Origin of the sequence: Actinosynnema pretiosum, assembly GCF_002354875.1 — a bacterium.
Lineage (GTDB): Bacteria > Actinomycetota > Actinomycetes > Mycobacteriales > Pseudonocardiaceae > Actinosynnema > Actinosynnema auranticum.
In genome coordinates this window covers 852794-870046 of record NZ_CP023445.1, presented here as the reverse complement: position 1 = coordinate 870046, position 17253 = coordinate 852794, and the positions used below count along the sequence as shown (strand labels likewise).

At 73.0% G+C, this 17253-nt stretch carries 17 protein-coding genes; 5 read left to right on the top strand and 12 right to left on the bottom strand.

Annotated elements, in window-relative coordinates; genetic code table 11:
• Window positions 1–70: 70 nt before the first annotated feature.
• On the bottom strand, window positions 71–1138 hold the full coding sequence (locus CNX65_RS04035; protein WP_096491559.1) for a DUF2332 domain-containing protein: 1068 nt from the start codon (window positions 1136–1138) through the stop codon (window positions 71–73).
• Window positions 1139–1670: 532 nt separating this feature from the next.
• Here CNX65_RS04035 and corA point away from each other — a divergent pair.
• Complete coding sequence (gene corA / locus CNX65_RS04030; RefSeq protein WP_096491558.1) at window positions 1671–2774, top strand: magnesium/cobalt transporter CorA; 1104 nt, start codon at window positions 1671–1673, stop codon at window positions 2772–2774.
• Window positions 2775–2919: 145 nt separating this feature from the next.
• Here the strand turns inward: corA and CNX65_RS04025 are convergent, their stop codons facing one another.
• The 10 genes from CNX65_RS04025 to CNX65_RS03980 all read right to left on the bottom strand — a co-directional run bounded on the left by CNX65_RS04025 (window position 2920) and on the right by CNX65_RS03980 (window position 13498).
• Window positions 2920–4008 carry a DUF2332 domain-containing protein gene (locus tag CNX65_RS04025; RefSeq protein WP_096491557.1) on the bottom strand — a complete coding sequence of 363 codons (1089 nt, stop codon included), beginning with the start codon at window positions 4006–4008 and terminating at the stop codon, window positions 2920–2922.
• Window positions 4009–4142: 134 nt separating this feature from the next.
• Window positions 4143–4748 (bottom strand): PadR family transcriptional regulator, encoded by a 606-nt coding sequence (locus CNX65_RS04020; RefSeq protein ID WP_096491556.1) that lies wholly within the window; start codon window positions 4746–4748, stop codon window positions 4143–4145.
• Window positions 4749–4790: 42 nt separating this feature from the next.
• Window positions 4791–5756, bottom strand: a complete 966-nt coding sequence (locus CNX65_RS04015; protein WP_096491555.1) for a hypothetical protein — start codon at window positions 5754–5756, stop codon at window positions 4791–4793.
• A gap of 39 nt (window positions 5757–5795) precedes the next feature.
• The gene (locus CNX65_RS04010) at window positions 5796–6686 is read right to left on the bottom strand and encodes an SDR family NAD(P)-dependent oxidoreductase (RefSeq protein WP_096491554.1); all 891 of its coding nucleotides are present in this window, start codon (window positions 6684–6686) and stop codon (window positions 5796–5798) included.
• A gap of 324 nt (window positions 6687–7010) precedes the next feature.
• Window positions 7011–8195, bottom strand: coding sequence for an ABC transporter ATP-binding protein (locus CNX65_RS04005; RefSeq protein WP_096497605.1), 1185 nt, complete (start codon window positions 8193–8195; stop codon window positions 7011–7013).
• Window positions 8196–8201: 6 nt separating this feature from the next.
• Window positions 8202–9047 carry a carbohydrate ABC transporter permease gene (locus CNX65_RS04000; protein WP_096491553.1) on the bottom strand — a complete coding sequence of 282 codons (846 nt, stop codon included), beginning with the start codon at window positions 9045–9047 and terminating at the stop codon, window positions 8202–8204.
• Window positions 9047–10003, bottom strand: coding sequence for a carbohydrate ABC transporter permease (locus CNX65_RS03995; RefSeq protein WP_096491552.1), 957 nt, complete (start codon window positions 10001–10003; stop codon window positions 9047–9049). Before CNX65_RS03995 ends, CNX65_RS04000 begins: the two co-directional genes overlap by 1 nt.
• Entirely contained in the window at window positions 10000–11262 is a 1263-nt protein-coding gene (locus CNX65_RS03990; protein ID WP_096491551.1) for an ABC transporter substrate-binding protein, read from the bottom strand. Before CNX65_RS03990 ends, CNX65_RS03995 begins: the two co-directional genes overlap by 4 nt.
• A 427-nt stretch (window positions 11263–11689) precedes the next feature.
• The gene (locus CNX65_RS03985) at window positions 11690–12187 is read right to left on the bottom strand and encodes a general stress protein (protein ID WP_096497604.1); all 498 of its coding nucleotides are present in this window, start codon (window positions 12185–12187) and stop codon (window positions 11690–11692) included.
• A 351-nt stretch (window positions 12188–12538) separates the two neighbouring features.
• Window positions 12539–13498 (bottom strand): HpcH/HpaI aldolase/citrate lyase family protein, encoded by a 960-nt coding sequence (locus tag CNX65_RS03980; protein ID WP_096491550.1) that lies wholly within the window; start codon window positions 13496–13498, stop codon window positions 12539–12541.
• Between the two features lie 109 nt (window positions 13499–13607).
• Between CNX65_RS03980 and CNX65_RS03975 the strand changes: the two genes are divergently transcribed.
• Genes CNX65_RS03975 through CNX65_RS03960 form a run of 4 tightly spaced genes read left to right on the top strand, consistent with a single transcriptional unit; the run spans window position 13608 to window position 16673 of the window.
• Complete coding sequence (locus tag CNX65_RS03975; protein WP_232519692.1) at window positions 13608–13943, top strand: hypothetical protein; 336 nt, start codon at window positions 13608–13610, stop codon at window positions 13941–13943.
• Window positions 13940–14797 carry an aminoglycoside phosphotransferase family protein gene (locus tag CNX65_RS03970; protein ID WP_096491549.1) on the top strand — a complete coding sequence of 286 codons (858 nt, stop codon included), beginning with the start codon at window positions 13940–13942 and terminating at the stop codon, window positions 14795–14797. The genes CNX65_RS03975 and CNX65_RS03970 overlap by 4 nt, the downstream gene beginning before the upstream one ends.
• 27 nt (window positions 14798–14824) lie before the next feature.
• Window positions 14825–16075, top strand: coding sequence for a magnesium transporter MgtE N-terminal domain-containing protein (locus CNX65_RS03965; protein WP_096491548.1), 1251 nt, complete (start codon window positions 14825–14827; stop codon window positions 16073–16075).
• The gene (locus tag CNX65_RS03960; RefSeq protein ID WP_096491547.1) at window positions 16068–16673 is read left to right on the top strand and encodes a DUF1003 domain-containing protein; all 606 of its coding nucleotides are present in this window, start codon (window positions 16068–16070) and stop codon (window positions 16671–16673) included. The genes CNX65_RS03965 and CNX65_RS03960 overlap by 8 nt, the downstream gene beginning before the upstream one ends.
• A gap of 17 nt (window positions 16674–16690) precedes the next feature.
• On the opposite strand, the gene CNX65_RS03955 is transcribed toward CNX65_RS03960, so the two are convergent.
• On the bottom strand, window positions 16691–17149 hold the full coding sequence (locus CNX65_RS03955) for a MarR family winged helix-turn-helix transcriptional regulator (RefSeq protein WP_177154497.1): 459 nt from the start codon (window positions 17147–17149) through the stop codon (window positions 16691–16693).
• Window positions 17150–17253: the final 104 nt, after the last annotated feature.

The window sequence follows — 17253 nt, the reverse complement described above, 5'->3', positions numbered from 1 at the left end:
GCCCGGCGTCCCCTGCGAACCCCTGCGGACCCGGCACCCCTGGGCAAGCCGCTCCCCCGCCTCCGCCCCGTCACACCAGCCAGGTCAGCCGCTGCCCCCTCGGGGCGGCGAGCGCCAGCGCCTCGGCCGAGCGCACCTCGCCGTCCTCCACCCGCACCAGCCCGACCACGTGCCCGTCCTCCAGCTCCGCGCGGCCCGGCAGCAGGTGCTCCAGCCCCGTTCCGTACGACTCCAGGCTCACCCACGTCAGCGGGCGCCCCAGGGCGCGCAGGGCGTCCACGAAGCCGGCCACGGGCACGTACGGCAGCACCATGCTCGTCAGCACCACCAGCGGCTGGTCCTCCGGCACGAGGGCCACCGCCTTGGCGAGGTCCGCCACCGCGTCGCCGGTCACGAACTCCGGCTTCGCCTTGCGCTGGGCCGCCGCCGCGACGCCCAGCAGGCGCAGGCGCTCCGGCTGGTCCGCCCAGACGCAGGCCTCCAGCCAGGCGTAGGTCTCCTCGTCCTCCAGGTCGGCGGGCGCGCGGTCCAGGCCGATCCTGGCGCCGACCTTCACCGACTTCGGCAGCTTGGGCATCGTCGCTCCGGGGGCCAGCTCCAGCACGCAGTGCACGCCCACCGTCGCCTTGGCCGGTCCGACGGCGACCTGCCCGGCCTGCTCGCTCTGGTAGCGGTACGAGTAGCGGTCGATGCCCAGCAGCAGCCCGGCCGAGCAGCCGACCTCCACCAGCCCCACCGGGCCCTTGACGCGGGCGAGCGCCGGGTAGAGCAGCGCGGCCCTGCCGACCTCGTTGCCCTGGGTGCTCCGGGTCGAGATCAGCTCGCGCACCCGGTCCGCCCGCTCCAGCACGAAGTCCCGGAACAGCGGCCAGGTCCCCTCGTCGGGACCGTGGGTGCCGCCGAGCGTCGGGTAGTAGCGGGACAGCGGGTGCACGGGCTCGGCCTGCGCGAGCCGGTGCGCGGCGGCCAGCAGCAGGGTGGGGCGCGCGAAGCGCTCCGGCGCGGCGGTCAGCAGACCGGCCACCGCGTCGTCGGTCGCGGCGCGCGCGGCCAGGTGCGCGTACAGCGGGGAGACGTCGGCCGCCCCGCGCTCCGCGAACGACGCCAGCCGTTCCCGCACCAGTTCCAGTGAGGTCACTTCGCTCCTTCGCTCGGGCCTGCCGCCTCGGCGCGAACGGCCCTCGGCCCCCCGGACGGGGAGCGCTGGGGCGTCGTCGCCTCCGGGGTGGGGGCGCGGCCCCCGCCCCTGTTGTACCCCGCCGGGCTCGGGGCCAGACCCGGCGGTCCCGCACCGCGCGGAGCGGCTCACCCGCTGGTCACGGCGCCGCGCACCCCGCCGCGGGAGCCGCGCGGCCCCGGAGTCGCACCCGGTGTGACAGACGTCCCGAACGGTGTGACGGGCCTCCCGGCCGGGCTGCACGACAGCGTGAACCGGACGGGAGTAGGATCTGGAGCGGTTCGTGCGGCTCTCCATGCGTGGGATGAGCCCGGACCGCTACCTGAGGAGGTGAGGAGTCGCGATGAGCAACGATCCCCATCCTGCGAGTACCTCGCGCGTCCTCATCGGAGGGTCTGCTTCCCGCAGCTAGGCCCTTGCTCCCGGTCGGGGACGTGCCGTCGTCGTTCCACAGCTCCACCTTCGACGCGCCCGCACCCTCCGGAGGTACACCGTGCCCAGCCTGCCCTCTTTCGGCGGTTTGAGCGGTTTCAGAGGCCGTTCCGCCGTTCGCGCCCGCCGCACCGAGTCGGCCCGCGCCCCGCTGCCCGTGCCGCTGTCGGCGTACGTCGTGGACTGCGGCGTGTACGTCGACGGCAGCAGGCTGCCCGGACGCTGGACGCACACCGACGCGGTCGAGGAGGTGCGCAAGCGCCGCGAGGGGTTCGTCTGGATCGGCCTGCACGAGCCGGACGAGGAGCAGATCCAGGGCGTGGCCGAGACGTTCGGGCTGCACGAGCTGGCCGTCGAGGACGCGGTGCACGCGCACCAGCGGCCGAAGCTGGACCGGTACGACGACATGCTGTTCATGGTGTTCAAGACCGTCCGGTACGTGCAGAACGAGTCGCCGAGCACCGCGAACGAGATCGTCGAGAGCGGCGAGATCATGGTGTTCCTGGGCCGCGACTTCGTGATCACCGTGCGGCACGGCAACCACTCCGGGCTCGCCGTGGTGCGCAAGCAGCTGGAGAGCGACCCGGACAAGCTGCGCATCGGCCCGGCCGCCGTGCTGCACTCGATCGCCGACCACGTGGTGGACAACTACCTGGACGTGACGTCGAAGATCGAGAGCGACATCGACCAGATGGAAGCGCTGGTGTTCGCGCCGCGCGGCGGGGTCAGCTCCGACCAGATCTACCTGATGAAGCGCGAGGTGCTGGAGCTGCGGCGCGCGGTGATGCCGCTGGCGGTGCCGCTGCGCAGGCTGGCCGAGGGCTACACGCCGCTGATCCCCGAGCAGGTGCGGTCCTACTTCCGCGACGTGGACGACCACCTCACCGAGGTGTCCGAGCGGGTCATGAACTTCGACGAGCTGCTCACCACGCTCGTCAACGCCGTGCTGGCGACCATCACGCTCCAGCAGAACGGCGACATGCGCAAGATCACCTCGTGGGCGGCGATCATCTCCGTCCCGACGATGGTGGTCGGTGTGTACGGCATGAACTTCGACTACATGCCCGAGCTGCACTGGCGGTTCGGCTACCCCCTGGTGATCGCGGTGATCCTGATGGGATGCCTGGCGCTGTACCGGATATTCCGCCGGAACCGCTGGCTGTAGTCGCCTCCCCCCGCACGCCCCGACCGACGGGAACCCCACCATGACCAGGCTCCTGACCAACCCGCTGTTCTGGGTCCTCACCCTCCTGCTGTGCTGGCTGGCCAGCGTGACGGTGATCATCGCCGGCCAGCCCTGACCCCGACCGTCACACCCAGGGCGCGCTCTCCCAGGTGAAGGGCGTCCCGTGGGGCCCGCCCGCCCCGAGCCGCAGGGAGCGGCCCGCGGGCCAGAGCTTGAGCAGCAGCTGGAACTCGTGGGGCAGGGCGGGGTCGTGGCCGCGCCGCGGCTCGAACACCAGCAGCGCCAGGGGAGCCGCCGCGGTGGCCCGCTCCGCGGCGGACGCGAGCACCGCGCGTCCGGCGGCGCGCTCGGCGGCGGACGCGTACTGCCACACCACCGAGTGCCACACCACCGTCAGCACGTCCCGCTCCGGCCGGGCGAGCTGCTCGCCCAGCCACTCGGACGCCGGGGCCCGCCGGACCGGGACCGGGTCGACGGCGGCCAGGTCCAGCGCGGCCCCGAGCCGGGTCCAGCGCTCGCGCTGATCGGGCCACACGAACGAGAGCAGGTGCTGACGGCCGTCCACAGTGGACACGTCGACCGGGTTGGGGTCGCAGCCGCCGCGGCCCACGAGGCGGAGCGGGCGGTCGAGGTCGCCGTCGGGCTCGCCGCTCCAGCCGGTGTCGAGCCGGAGCGGGCTGCCGGGGTCGCCGAGCACCCGGTCGCCGTGCAGGTAGGCGATCCGGTGCGGGCGCAGGTTGAGGCCGCCGCTGGCCCCGACCTCCAGCAGCCGCACCGGGAACGGCGTGCGCCGACCGGCGGCGGCAGCGGCCAGGGCGGTGGCGGTGTGCAGCCCGCCGAACAGCGGTCCGCTGCGGCCGGGTTCGTTGGTCTGCACCGTCGTGGTGTCGACGAGGGCCCGCAGCTCGTCCGCGTGCTCCTCGACGACCCCGCGCGCGTCCGCCCAGAGCGCCCCGAGCTCCGGGGAGCCGCCGACGGTCGGGTAGTGCGCGGCGAGCGCGGGCGCGCGGCCCTCCAGCACGACGCGGTGCACGGCGGCGGCGAAGCGCAGCGCGGGCACGTCCCCGGCGCGCGCCCGCTCGGCGTTGGCCATGACCCGCCTGGTGGGGCCACCGGAGTCGAGGTCGGCGGAGGCGGCGGCGAGGAGGGTGGAGGTGAGCGGACTGGCTCCCGCGCAGTCCCTGGCCGACTGGCGGAAGAGTTCGGCGAGCACGGGCAGACGCTAACCCGGAACCCCGGCGCGGGGCACCGGAACACGCGGGGTCTTCACCCCTGGAGAGGTCGGGGCGGGGAGCGCGGGCCGGGGACGCCGGGCGGGCGAGGCGCGGGGCGCCCCTCGGCCCGCCGTCAGCCCTCGGCGTCCGCGGTCCAGGTCACCCGTCCCGACCGGACGTCCTCCACCAGCTCGCGGGTGAGCTCAAGGTCCGTCCGCACGTGCGCCCGGACGTGGCGGACCTCGACCACCCCGACGCCCGCGACGCCCTGCTCCACGAGCGCCGCGTACCCGGCCTCGACCCCGGCCAGCTCGGACTCCAGGAGCACCACCCGCCGCTCCAGCCGCGCCACGACCTCCTCGGGCGGCAGCAGGCTCAGGAACGCCAGGGCGGCGCAGTAGACCGGGTACTCGGGGACGGGCGCCCCCAGCAGCTCCCGCAGCCGCTCCCGCGCGACCCGCCGCCCCTCCTCGGTGATCGCGTAGACCGTCCGCTCGGGCCGCCCGCTGTCGCGCACCGTCTCGACCGGCCGGATCAGGCCGCTCTTCGCCAGCCCCTCGAACGCGTGGTAGAGCGCCCCGTGGGTGACCTTGACGATCCGGTCGAGCCCCTCGTCCTTCATCCGCTGCCGCACCTCGTACGGGTGCTGGTCCCGCTCGTCGAGCAAGCGCAGCACGGCCAGGGCCAGGGTGGTGAGCGCGCGCACCGGCCGCCCCTCCTCATCGGTCGGGAAGTCCATCGTCGTCGGAGGCCCTCGGGACCTCCGACGGCGATTGTCCCCTCAGCCCTCGCCGCCGTGCCCCGGCAGCGGCCGGGCCTGCTCCAGCACCCGGTCCGCGTAGCTGTCCAGCAGCCGCGTCGCGACCTGCTGCGAGTAGCCGAGGATCACCGCCCACAGCAGCAGCGCCGACTGCGAGGACACCCCGATCAGCCCGGTGGTCACCCCGGCCCCGAGCGCCAGCACCCCCACCACCGCCAGCGACGCCCCGAGCAGCACCTTGATCGTCGCCTGGTACCCGACGGTCACGTAGGGCGTCAGGCTGGGCCTGCGCCGCAGCAGCAGCACCACGGCCGCCAGCACCGCCCCGAAGCCCCCGAGCGCCTGCACGAGCCACACGTCGGCACCGCCGGCCGCCGCGCCCGTGGGGCACACGGCGGCCAGCTGCTCGGGCCGCACGCACAGCGGCAGGTAGCCGGGGCTGAGCAGCCCGACGACCCCCAGCGCGGTGTTCACCAGGAGCAGCACCGCCGAGGCCGCGATCAGCTTGTTCCGCAGCGCCCGCGACCCGGCGTGCGCGAAGTCCGACCGGTCGAACGCGGCCCGGAGCGCGTCCACCACGACCGCCCGCTCGACCCCGACCGGGAACTCCCCCGGCCGCAGCTCCTCCAGGGCCCGCCGCCGGGGATCGGTCTCGTCCAGCTGCTCGGCGACCCGCGCCACCAGCCCCGGCAACCGCCCGAGGAACCCCGGCGAGGCCGCCGCCACGGCGATCTCCGCCTCGTGCAGCGCCCGCCAGCCCCGCTCGATGCGCCACCCGGACCACCACGCCGCGATCGTCCGCCACCGGCCGAGGTCGCCCTCCAGCACCTCGTCCACGACCGCGGCCTCCCGCTCGGCGACCTCGCGCCACCGGGCGCTCTCCTGGTCCAGCGGGTCGACCGGTCCGAGCGCGGCGAGGTCGGCGCGCACGCGCTCGACCCGCGTGCGCACCACCAGCCGCCAGTCCGTGGCTCTGGGTTTGCCCATGCCCCGATCGTGGCAGGAACGACCGGCGGTCCGGGAGCCCTAGCGGGTGTGCGCGGGCGCGATCAGCTCGCGGGTGAGCGGAGGCATCCGCTTCTCCAGCCCGTACGGCTCCAGGTGCGCCTGGAACAGCTCGGTGAACGCCCGCTCCACCGCCGCGTCGTCCCACGCGTCGCTCTCCAGGATCGGCTGCTTGAACTGCGGGTGCCCCACCAGGTGCAGGTGCTTGCCGTTGCACCGGACCACCTGGCCGGTGATGCCGCGCGCCGCGTCCCCGAGCAGGAACACCACCAGCGGCGCGACCTTCGCGGGCACCCGGTCGGTCGTGACCACGCTCCTGGCGCGCGGCGAGGCCACCACCATCCGCGTGTGCGCCACCGGGCAGACCGAGTTGACCCTGATCCCGTCCGGCTCCAGGTCGAGCGCCCACGACGAGCTGAGGGAGGCCACCGCGCCCTTGGTCGCCGAGTACGTGCCGAGCTTGCGCTGCCCCAGGTAGGCGCCGGACCCGATGTTCACGATGGACCCGCCGCCGCCCTGCTCGCGCATGGCCCGCATCGCCGCGACGCCGGTGTAGATGACCCCGAGCAGGTTCACCTCGACGGTGCGCCGGATCTGCTCCGGGTCGTCCTCCCAGGGCTTGGACTCGTAGTTCACCCCGGCGTTGTTGACCAGCCCGTCGATCCGCCCGAACTCGTCGGCGCAGGTGCGGATGATCTTCTCGGCCTGCGCGGGGTCGGCGACCGAGTGCCCGCTGGCCACCGCGGTCCCGCCCGAGTCCCGGATGCGCTCCGCGACCCGCTCGGCCGTGTCCGCGTCCACGTCGTTGACCACCACCGAAGCGCCCGCCCTGGCCGCCTGCTCGGCGTAGGCCTCACCCAGTCCCCGTCCCGCCCCCGTGACGACGACCGCTTTCCCGGCCAGAGCACCCATAGCGCGCACCACTCCCCTAACCAGAAGCCTCGCAGCGGTTCTCCCGTGCTCTTCCCTGCTTCGACCAGCTTGGGGAGGCCGCTGAGCGGTGCGGGCCGGGTTGCGGCGAATTGCGTTCGGGCTGCGCTGAATGGCTTATGGAGTTCAGCGCGGCCTATGGTCCCGGCTGGTCGGCCCGCACCCCCCGGTTCACGCGAAAGGGGACGCCCCGCGTCGCCGGGCGTCCCCTTTCCTGAGCCGTGCGGTAGGCGGACCGCCGCAGGGCGGTCCGCGACCGATCAGCCGATCACCGCGCCGGATCGCTCACCGGTTCACCCGCCCGCGTCACTCGCCCGCGTAGGTGAGGTTGCGCCCGCTGGACGGGTCGAACAGCTGCACCTTGTCCGCGTCGAACCACACCTCGGCCGGCTCGCCCTCCACCGCGGTGGACGCCGCCGACAGCCTGGTCACCAGGGACACCCCGGAGCCGGGCACGTCGACCGAGCCCGCGTCGGCGGCCAGCTCCTCCAGCTCGGCGGAGGTGGCCTGCTCGCCGTCGACGCCGAAGTACGCGTACTTGTCCGACCCCATCGACTCCAGCACGTCCACGTTGCTGGTGAACGTGACGCCCGACCCGCGCACCGACTCGTCCACGAGCCTGGCGTCCTCGAAGTGCTCGGGCCGCAGGCCGAGGATGACCTCGCGGGGCGCGTCCTCGCGCGCCAGCAGCGACTTGACCCGCGCGGAGAGCGGGATGTCGCCGAGCGCGGTGCGCAGCTGGTCGCCCTCGATCCCGGCGGGCACGAAGTTCATCGACGGCGAGCCGATGAAGCCCGCGACGAACAGGTTGGCCGGGTGGTCGTAGAGGTGCTGGGGCGCGCCGACCTGCTGCACGTGCCCGCCGCGCATGACCACGACCCGGTCGCCCAGGGTCATCGCCTCGGTCTGGTCGTGGGTCACGTAGACCATGGTCGTGCCGAGCCGCTTCTGCAGCCGCGACACCGAGGTGCGCATCTGCACGCGCAGCTTGGCGTCGAGGTTCGACAGCGGCTCGTCCATGAGGAACGCCTTGGGGCTGCGCACGATCGCGCGCCCCATCGCGACCCGCTGGCGCTGGCCGCCGGACAGGTTCGCCGGCTTGCGGTCCAGGTGCTGGCCGAGGTCGAGGATGTCCGCAGCCTCCTTGACCTTGCGCTGGACCGTGGCGTCGTCGACCTTGGCCAGCCGCAGCGGGAACGCCATGTTCTCCCGCACGGTCATGTGCGGGTAGAGCGCGTACGACTGGAACACCATGGCGATGTCGCGGTCCTTGGGCGCGCGCTCGTTGACGCGCTCGCCGCCGATCCGCAGCTCGCCGGAGGTGATGTCCTCCAGGCCCGCGATCATGTTGAGGGTGGTGGACTTCCCGCAGCCGGACGGGCCGACGAGGATGACGAACTCGCCGTCACCGATCTCCAGGTCCACGTCCCGCACGGCCACCGCGCCGTCGGGGTACTGCTTGCTCACCTTGTCGAGAACGATCTCTGCCACGCCCACTCACCCCTTGACGGCGCCGGAGGTCAGCCCGGCCACGATGCGACGCTGGAAGAACAGCACGAACACGATGATCGGGACCGTGATGACCACCGCCGCGGCGGCGATGGAACCGGTCGGGTCCTCGAACTGGGAGCTGCCGGTGAAGAACGACAGCGCGACCGGCACCGTCCGCGAGGACTCGGTGGAGGTCAGCGAGATGGCGAACAGGAAGTCGTTCCAGCAGAAGATGAACACCAGGATGGCCGTGGTGAACACGCCCGGCGCGGCGAGCGGCGCGATGACCCGCCGGAACGCCTGGCCGGGGGTGGCGCCGTCCATCTTCGCCGCCTTCTCCAGCTCCCACGGGATCTCCCGGAAGAACGCGGAGAGGGTGTAGATCGCCAGCGGCAGCGCGAACGTGGTGTACGGCAGGATCAGGCCGGGCCAGGTGTCGAACAGCCCGAGGGTGCGCTCGATCTCGAACAGCGGCGACACCAGGGAGATCTGCGGGAACATCGACACCAGCAGGGACACGCCGACGAGCGCGCGCTTGCCGGGGAAGTCGAGCCTGGCGATGGCGTAGGCGGCCATGGTGCCGAACACGACGGCGATCGCGGTGGCGATCAGGGCGATGCCGATCGAGTTCACCAGCGCCCGGACGAACTCGCTCGTGGTGAAGATCGCCTGGTAGTTCTCCAGGGTCCACTCGCGCGGGATGAAGTTCCCGTCCGCCAGGGTCGCGGGCGTCTTGAACGACAGCGACACGATCCACAGCACGGGGATCAGCGCGTAGGCGACGACGACGGTGTTGAGCACCGCCCAGCGGGCCTTGCGGCCGGTGGTGACGGCTCCTCCGGTCCCGGCCATCAGCGCCTCCCCGTGTTGTCGCTACCGGGGGCAGCGGTGCCGAACAGCTTGACGAAGATGAACGCGATGATCGCCACCGCCACGAAGATCAGCACGGACATGGTGGAGCCGATGCCGAGGTTCAGGCCCTTGATGAGGTTGTTGTAGCTGACCATCGACACCGACGACGTGCCCTGCGAGCCCGCCGTCAGCACGAACAGGTTGTCGAAGATGCGGAACGCGTCCAGGGTGCGGAACAGCAGCGCCACCAGGATGGCCGGCTTCATCACCGGGATGATGACCTTGACGAACCGCTGCCACGGGCTCGCGCCGTCGACGGCGGCGGCCTTGAGCAGGTCCTCGGGGACCAGCGCCAGGCCCGCCATGAGCAGCAGCGCCATGAACGGCGTGGTCTTCCAGACCTCGGCCAGGATCACGACCATGATGGCCGGGACCTTCTCGGTCAGCACCGGGTCGCCGCCCGCGAGCTCCGCGAGGTAGCCGGTGCCCGGCGTCCAGGCGTAGCGCCAGGAGAACGCGGCCACGACGGTGACGATGCCGTACGGGATGAGCGAGGCGGTGCGGACGATGCCCTTGCCCACCAGGGTGCGGTGCATGATCAGCGCGAGCGCCATGCCGAGCACGAACTCCAGCACGACGGACACGAACGTGATGATCAGGGTGATCCACAGCGCGTCCCACCAGTACGGGCTGGAGAGCACGGTGGCGTAGTTCTCGAACCAGACGAACTCCTGGCGGTCCGGGAACTTCAGGTCGTAGCGCTGCAGGGACAGCCAGAAGGAGTAGAGGATCGGGTAGCCCGCGACCAGGGCCATGATGAGGATCGCGGGCAGGCACAGCAGCAGCCCGAGTCGGCGCTCGGCGCGCTTGCCCTCGCTCAGCGCGGCCTTGGCCCTCTTGTCCAGCGGGGCCTTGGCGGCTCTGTCCGAGGTGGGCGCATCGGCGGTCTGGCTCACGGCAGGACCCCCTTCGAGTCGAGCGCGTCCTGCAGCTCGGACTTGAGCCGCTCGGCGGTGGCCTTCGGGTCGATGCTCGCGGGCGGCGACAGGATCGTGGAGATGACCGTGGAGACGTTCTGGTACGCCGGGGTGCTCGGCCGGATGCTCGCGGTCTTGAGCGTCTCCAGGATGGCTTCCTTCATCGGGTACGGCTTTTCCATCTCCGGGTCGGAGTAGATCGACTCGATGGTCGGCGGGACGCCGTCGTTGATGGCGGCGAACTTCTGGTTCTCCGCGTTGCGCAGGCAGGTGATCGCGTCGAACGACTCGTCCGGGTGCTCGCTGTAGGAGCTGACGGCGTAGTTGATGCCGCCGACGGTCACCTTGGACGGGGTGCCCTCGTCGATCGCCGGGTACGGGGCCCACTTGAAGTGCGGGGCCAGCTCCGGGCGCTTCTGCGCGGCGGCGTAGACGAACGGCCAGTTCAGCTGGAAGGCCGCCTTGCCCTCCTCCATGGCCAGGCGCGCCTGGTCCTCGGCCGCGTTGGAGAACGACGGGTCGACCACCTCGGAAGTGGCGAACTCCTTGAGGACCTCCAGCGCCTTCACCGCGTTGTCGTCCACGACGGCCTTGGTGCCGGACTCGTCGACGATCGTGCCGCCCGCGGAGTTGACCAGCGTGTTGTAGAGGACGACGAGGCCCTCGTACTGCTTGCCGGTGGCCTGCACGAGACCGGGCTTGCCCTCGGCCTTGAGCTTGGCCCCCATCTCCACCATCTCGGCCCACGTGGTGGGCGGGGTGGGCACCAGGTCGTCCCGGTACCAGAGCAGCTGGACGTTGGTGTTGTCCGGCGCGGCGTAGAGCTTGCCCTGGTAGCGGGCGGTCTCCAGCGGCGTCTCCAGCGTGCCGTCCTCGACGGCGCTCTTGGCCTGCCCGGTGAACTCCCTGATCCAGCCCGCCTCGGCGAGCTCGGCGGTCCAGGTGACGTCCAGGCCGAGCACGTCCATGCCGGTGTCGCCCGCGGCGAGCCTGCGCACCAGCTGCTCGCGCTGGCCGTCGGCCTCGCGGGGCAGCTTGTGGTAGACGATCTCGTACCCGTTCGCGTCCGCGTTGCAGCGGTCGACGATCTGCTGGAAGCTCTCCTGCGGGTACTTGTACACGTTGACGACGAGCCCTCCGCCGTCCGACCCGCACCCCGCCAGCACGGAGGCCGCCAGCGCGGCGACTCCCCCCGCGGCGGCAAGCCGACGACGCGGTGTCGCGCCCCTCATCCCCATATCGGTCATGCCTCCTTCCTGACAACGTGGAGGAGCCAGACCGCAGTGCCCGGCACCCCTTCGTGCCCCCACCGGCCCCCTCGCGGGGGCGATCGGTGGGACGAACCTAGGCCCGGTGATCAGGTGCCGCAACCACCTGCAACAGCGCAAGAGACCTGAACGGCCGTTACCCGTTCGAGGGGTTCGGCAAACCACGTCGCCGGTAAAGGTTTGAGCCGCCGGACGGGTGCGCGGGCGGTCGGCCCGGTGGTGGGGCCGAACGGGGGCCGGGTGGACCGCTGCTCTGCGGAGAACGGCGGCGGGTGCGGGTGGTGCTCGCGGAACCGCGATGGGGGAAGGGCGTGGCCACGCGCGAAAGCCGCCGGGTTCACGGAGGACCCGGCGGCTTTCGCGGTGTCGTTCCAGGGGCGGCTTCGGCGCTCGGGCGCTACAGCCCGCCCTCGCCGGAGCCTGCGGGGCGCATGGCGAGCTTGGCGAGCAGGTCGCGACCGCGCTCGGCGGAGCGGGGCTGGCAGAGCACGTCGTATCGGCCCGCGACGAGCTGGCTGGCGGACTGGAAGTCGCGCCTGCCGCGCGAGGAGCCGTAGCCCACCGCAGCGAAGATCATGCCGAAGGCGACGCCGGTGACGACGCCGACCAGGATCGGTCCCGCCCACGCGCCGGTGGTGGGGCTGAACAGGCTCAGCAGCACGCCGACGAACACGCCGAACCACGCGCCCGACGCGGCGCCGGTGCCGAGCACGCGGCCCCAGGTGAGCTTGCCGGTGACCCGCTCGACCATCATCAGGTCGACGCCGACGATCGTGACCTCCTGCACCGGGAAGTCGTCGTCGGCCAGGAAGTCGACCGCGCGCTGCGCCTCCTCGTAGGTGGCGTAGGAGCCGATCGGCCAGCCGCTGGGCGGCGTGGGCAGGCGGGGCGGCATTCCGGGCCGGTTCTGCCCCTGGCCGGAGAACGAGCTCGTCACGGTGACCACCTCTTCGCGCTGCTGATCTCCCCATCCTGCCAAGACCGGGCGAACGGCGCGAAACGGGTTCGCGGGACGCTGAAGCGCGGGTGACCTGGCCGACATCGGGAACTGTCCGGGCCGGGGCGGTCGGGGGCGGCGGAAACCGTTGAGAGCGCCCGGTTTCTCCCTTTCCGGCGGGGCGGCGCGGGCCCTCCGGCGGGGCCGCCCGGTGGCGCGGGGTGGACGCGGGGGTGACGGTCGCCACCACGGGCGGTCATCCCGCTGGAGCAGCTCGAAGAGCGGCAGGAGCAGGACGGGGACCCGCGCTCACCCCTCGGGCGTCCACACGTCCGTCCGGCTCATCCCCGCCGCGCGCCCCTTGCCCGAGATCACCAGCGCCATCTTCCGCGACGCCTCGTCGATCATCTCGTCGCCCAGCATCGCCGCGCCCCGCGCGCCGCCCGCCGCCGACGTGTGGTGCTCGTACGCGTCCAGGATGTTCTCCGCGTGGTCGTAGTCCTCCTGCCGCGGGCTGTAGACCTCGTTCGACGCCTCGATCTGCCCAGGGTGCAGCACCCACTTCCCGTCGAACCCCAGCGCCGCCGACCGCCCGGCCACCCGCCGGAACCCGTCCACGTCGCGGATCTGCAGGTACGGCCCGTCGATCGCCTGCTTCCCGTGCGCCCGCGCCGCCATCAGGATCTGCATCAGGATGTGGTGGTACGCGTCGCCCACGTCGTACCCCGGCGGCTGCTCGCCGACCACCAGGGTCTTCATGTTGATCGACGCCATGAAGTCCGCGGGGCCGAAGACGAGCGCCTCCACCCTGGGCGAGGCGGTCGCGATCGCGTTCACGTTCACCAGCCCCAGCGCGTTCTCGATCTGCGCCTCGATCCCGATCCGGCCGACCTCGTGCCCCGCCGCCCGCTCCACCTGGGTCAGCAGCAGGTCCAGCGCCGCGACCTGCTCCGCGCCCTGCACCTTGGGCAGCAGCAGGCAGTCCAGGTTCGCCCCGGCGCCCTCGACCACCTCCACCACGTCCCGGTAGGTCCACTCGGTGGTCCAGTCGTTGACCCGCACCACGCGCGTGCGCGTCCCCCACCCGCCCTCGTTCAGCGCCTCCACGACCCGCCTGCGCGCGTCCGGCTTGGCCAGCGGCGCGCACGCGTCCTCCAGGTCCAGGAAGACCTCGTCGGCGGGCAGGCCGCGCGCCTTGTCGATCATCTTCTGGCTCGACCCCGGCACGGCGAGGCAGGAGCGGCGGGAGCGGGTCGTGCGGTCGGCCACGGCGGGACCTCCTGGGGCGGGGAGCGGGCGAACCGCAGACTGGCACGGGGCCGAACCGGCCGCCATCGGGCTGAGGGCCGGCTCACAGCGGCTGTGGCAGGCTGGGCGGGTGGAGATCGGGCAGGTGCTGGACAACGCGCTGCGCAAGGCCGCGGCCATCTGGGTGGCCCCCGAGGGGCATCCGGCGAAGCTGGTGTGGGCGCTGTGGCGCGACGGCGCGGCGCTGGTCGTCACCGGCGGCGCCGAGCAGCGCGTCGACGGGCTGGCCGACGGCGTCGCGTGCACCGTCACCGTCCGCTCCCCCAGCACCCGCTCGCACCTGCTGACCGCGACCGCCACCGCCCGCCTGCTCACCCCGGACGAGGACACCGCGCTCGCCCTGCGCGCCGCCCGGCTCAACGCGACCCCCGCGTGGGAGTCGGTGCACCGGTTGGAGTTCGCGTGATCGAGGTGCCCGCCGGGTTCGGCCAGGGGCTGGACGGCGCCCTGGACTGGATCGCCGCCCTGCCGCGCCTCGCCACCCGCGCGTGCGCGGCCTGGGAGCTGACCCCGGACGGCGACCTGCTGTCCGGCATGACCGCCGTCGTGCTGCCGGTGCGCCGCGCCGACGGCTCCCCCGCCGCGCTCAAGCTGGTCTGGCAGGACGACGAGACCAGGGGCGAGCCGCTCGCGCTGCGCGCCTGGGACGGCGACGGCGCGGTGCGGCTGCTGGAGCACGACGCGGACACCGGCGCGCTGCTGCTGGAGCGCCTGCACGCCCGCCGCTCGCTGCTGGACGTCCCGATCGCCGAGGCCGTCGCGGTCGCCGCGGGCCTGATGCGCAGGCTCGCCCTCCCCGACGCCACCGGGTTCCGGCGCGCCGAGCCGGTCGACGTGGTCGCCGAGAACGCCGCGGTCGGCTCCCCGGCGCCCGCGCGGATCGCCGAGGCCGCCACCGAGCTGGGCCGCGAGCTGACCGCGAACGCCGCGCACCTGCTGGTGAACGAGGACGGGCACTACGAGAACGTGCTGGCCGCCGACCGCGAGCCGTGGCTGGTGATCGACCCGAAGCCGCTGTCCTGCGACGTGGAGGTCGGCGCGGTCGCCCTGCTGTGGAACCGGATCGCCGAGGTGGACGGGGAGCGCGGCGTGCGCGAGCGGCTGGCCGCCGTGGTCGACGCGGCCGGGATGGACCCGGAACTGGCGCGCGACTGGGCGTTCTACCGGGCGGCGAGCGCGTGGCCGTGGTTCCACGCGCAGGGCTTCGACGTCTCCCCCGGAGCCTGCGAGACGATCACCCGCGCGCTCAGCCCGCGCTGACCGCCGCGCCCCACTAGCCTTGTCCCCGTGGTCGGAGTGAACCGGGTCTTCGCGGCCCAGCTGGCCGGACTGCCCGTGTTCGGGCCGGACGGGGAGTCCATCGGCAAGGCCCGCGACCTGGTCGTGGGCCTGCGGGTGGACCGACAACCCCCGCGCGTGCTGGGGCTGGTGGTGGAGCTGGTGACCCGGCGTCGGATCTTCGTGCCGATGCTGCGGGTCACCTCGATCGAGCCGAACGCGATCACGCTGGCGACCGGGTCGGTGAGCCTGCGCCAGTTCCACCAGCGCGCCAACGAGGTGCTGGTGGTCGGCGAGCTGATCGACGCCCGCGTCACCGTCGGCGGGACCGCGGCCGTGCTGGTGGACGCCGCGATGGAACCGGCCCGCACCCGCGACTGGCGGATGACCAGGGTCGCCGTGCGCGAGCGCACCGGCAGGCTCGCCCGCAGGGGCAAGGTGCAGGTGCTGCGCTGGGACGAGGTCGTCGGGCTGTCGGTGAGCGAGGTCGCGGGCCAGCCTCAGGGCGCCCAGCACCTGGTGGCGATCTTCGAGACGATGCGCGCGGCGGACGTGGCGAGCGCGCTGCACGACCTGCCGCTCAAGCGCCGCTACGAGGTCGCCGAGGCGCTGGACGACGAGCGGCTCGCCGACGTCATCGAGGAGCTGCCCGAGGACGACCAGAAGGACCTGCTGGCGCACCTGGACGACGAGCGGGCCGCCGACGTGCTGGAGGCGATGAACCCGGACGACGCGGCCGACCTGCTCGCGGAGCTGCCCGAGCGGGACAAGGAGCGGCTGCTGGAGCTGATGGAGCCGGAGGAGTCGGCCCCGGTGAAGCGGCTGCTGGAGTACAGCTTCGACACGGCGGGCGGCCTGATGACGCCGGAGCCGGTCGTGCTGGCCCCGGACGCGACCGTGGCCGAGGCGCTGGCCCACGTGCGCAACGCCGACCTGACGCCCGCGCTGGCCAGCATGGTGTTCGTGTGCAGGCCGCCGACCGCGACCCCCACCGGCCGCTACCTGGGCTGCGCGCACATCCAGCGGCTGCTGCGCGAACCCCCGTCCGACCTGGTGGCCGGGGTGCTCGACACGGACCTGCCGACGCTGCCGCCGGGCGCGAAGCTGGGCGAGGTGACGCGGTACTTCGCGGCGTACAACCTGGTGTGCGGGCCGGTCGTGGACGAGGCGGACCACCTGCTGGGCGCGGTGACCGTGGACGACGTCCTGGACCACCTGCTGCCGGACAACTGGCGGGAGACGGGGCTGACCCATGCCTGAGCCACAGGGACGGCGGCGGCTGGACCAGCCGCGCTCGGCGGGCCGGTTCCGGCTGTCGGTGGACCCGGACGCGTTCGGCAGGCTGTCCGAGCGGCTGGCCAGGTTCCTCGGGACGGGCACGTTCCTGTTCTGGCAGACCATCATCGTGGTCGCGTGGATCGCGGTGAACCTGCTCGCGGTGTCGCTGCGCTGGGACCCGTACCCGTTCATCCTGCTGAACCTGGCGTTCTCCACCCAGGCCGCGTACGCCGCGCCGCTGATCCTGCTGGCGCAGAACCGGCAGGACGACCGGGACCGGGTGTCGCTGGAGGAGGACCGGCGGCGGGCCGAGCAGACCAAGGCGGACACCGAGTACCTGGCGCGGGAGCTGGCGGCGCTGCGGATCGCGGTGGGCGAGGTCGCGACGCGGGACTTCCTGCGCGGCGAGCTGGACCGGGTGTTCCGCGAGGGCGGGAAGAAGAGCGGGAAGTCGAAGAAGCAGCGCGAGGAGCGGGACGGCGACGAGCGGGAGCCGGGCGGGGGCCGCGAGGGCGGGAGCGGGGGCCGCGAGGGCGGCGGCAGGCTGGACGGCCCGAGGTTGGACGACGTCCGGTCGTAGCGCTCAGCCGTCCGCGCTCAGCCGTCCGCGAGCTTCTCGCAGATCCGCTGGAAGTCCGCCAGGTCCTCGCCGTCGAGCGCGTCCGCGAAGTGCCTGGCCACCCCGCGCAGGTGCGTCCCGGACGCGCCGCGCAGCCGGTCCAGCCCGGTCTCGGTGAGCACCGCGACCACACCGCGCCCGTCCCCGTCGACCCGCTCGCGCAGCACCAGGCCGGACCGCTCCAGCCGGTCCACCAGCCGGGTCACGCCGGAGCGGGACAGCAGCACGGCGTCGGCCAGCTCGGTCATCCGCATCCGGCGGTCCGGGCGCTCGGCGAGCTGCACCAGCACGTCGTACGAGGCGAGGGTGAGCCGCTGGTCCAGGACCAGCTCGGCCTCCAGGGTGCGGGTGAGCCTGGCGTGGGCCCTGAGGAACGAGCGCCACACCACCAGCTCGTCGCGGGTCGGCGCGCGTCTGGTCGGGCCGGTGTCGGACACGGGAGCCGATGTTACGGAAAGCACGCGGCCGATCGCTCTCGCCCCGAGCCGCGCCCCGACCAGGCGGTAACTTAGAAGGACCAGGCCCGCCCGTAGCATGGCTG

What these genes read in the sequence shown, in the direction of transcription:
- CNX65_RS04020 (WP_096491556.1), bottom strand. Translation starts at nt 4,748, where the DNA reads ATGGACTTCCCGACCGATGAGGAGGGGCGGCCGGTGCGCGCGCTCACC.
- CNX65_RS04015 (WP_096491555.1), bottom strand. Translation starts at nt 5,756, where the DNA reads ATGGGCAAACCCAGAGCCACGGACTGGCGGCTGGTGGTGCGCACGCGG.
- CNX65_RS04010 (WP_096491554.1), bottom strand. Translation starts at nt 6,686, where the DNA reads ATGGGTGCTCTGGCCGGGAAAGCGGTCGTCGTCACGGGGGCGGGACGG.
- CNX65_RS04000 (WP_096491553.1), bottom strand. Translation starts at nt 9,047, where the DNA reads ATGGCCGGGACCGGAGGAGCCGTCACCACCGGCCGCAAGGCCCGCTGG.
- CNX65_RS03990 (WP_096491551.1), bottom strand. Translation starts at nt 11,262, where the DNA reads ATGGGGATGAGGGGCGCGACACCGCGTCGTCGGCTTGCCGCCGCGGGG.
- CNX65_RS03985 (WP_096497604.1), bottom strand. Translation starts at nt 12,187, where the DNA reads ATGCCGCCCCGCCTGCCCACGCCGCCCAGCGGCTGGCCGATCGGCTCC.
- CNX65_RS03960 (WP_096491547.1), top strand. Translation starts at nt 16,068, where the DNA reads ATGCCTGAGCCACAGGGACGGCGGCGGCTGGACCAGCCGCGCTCGGCG.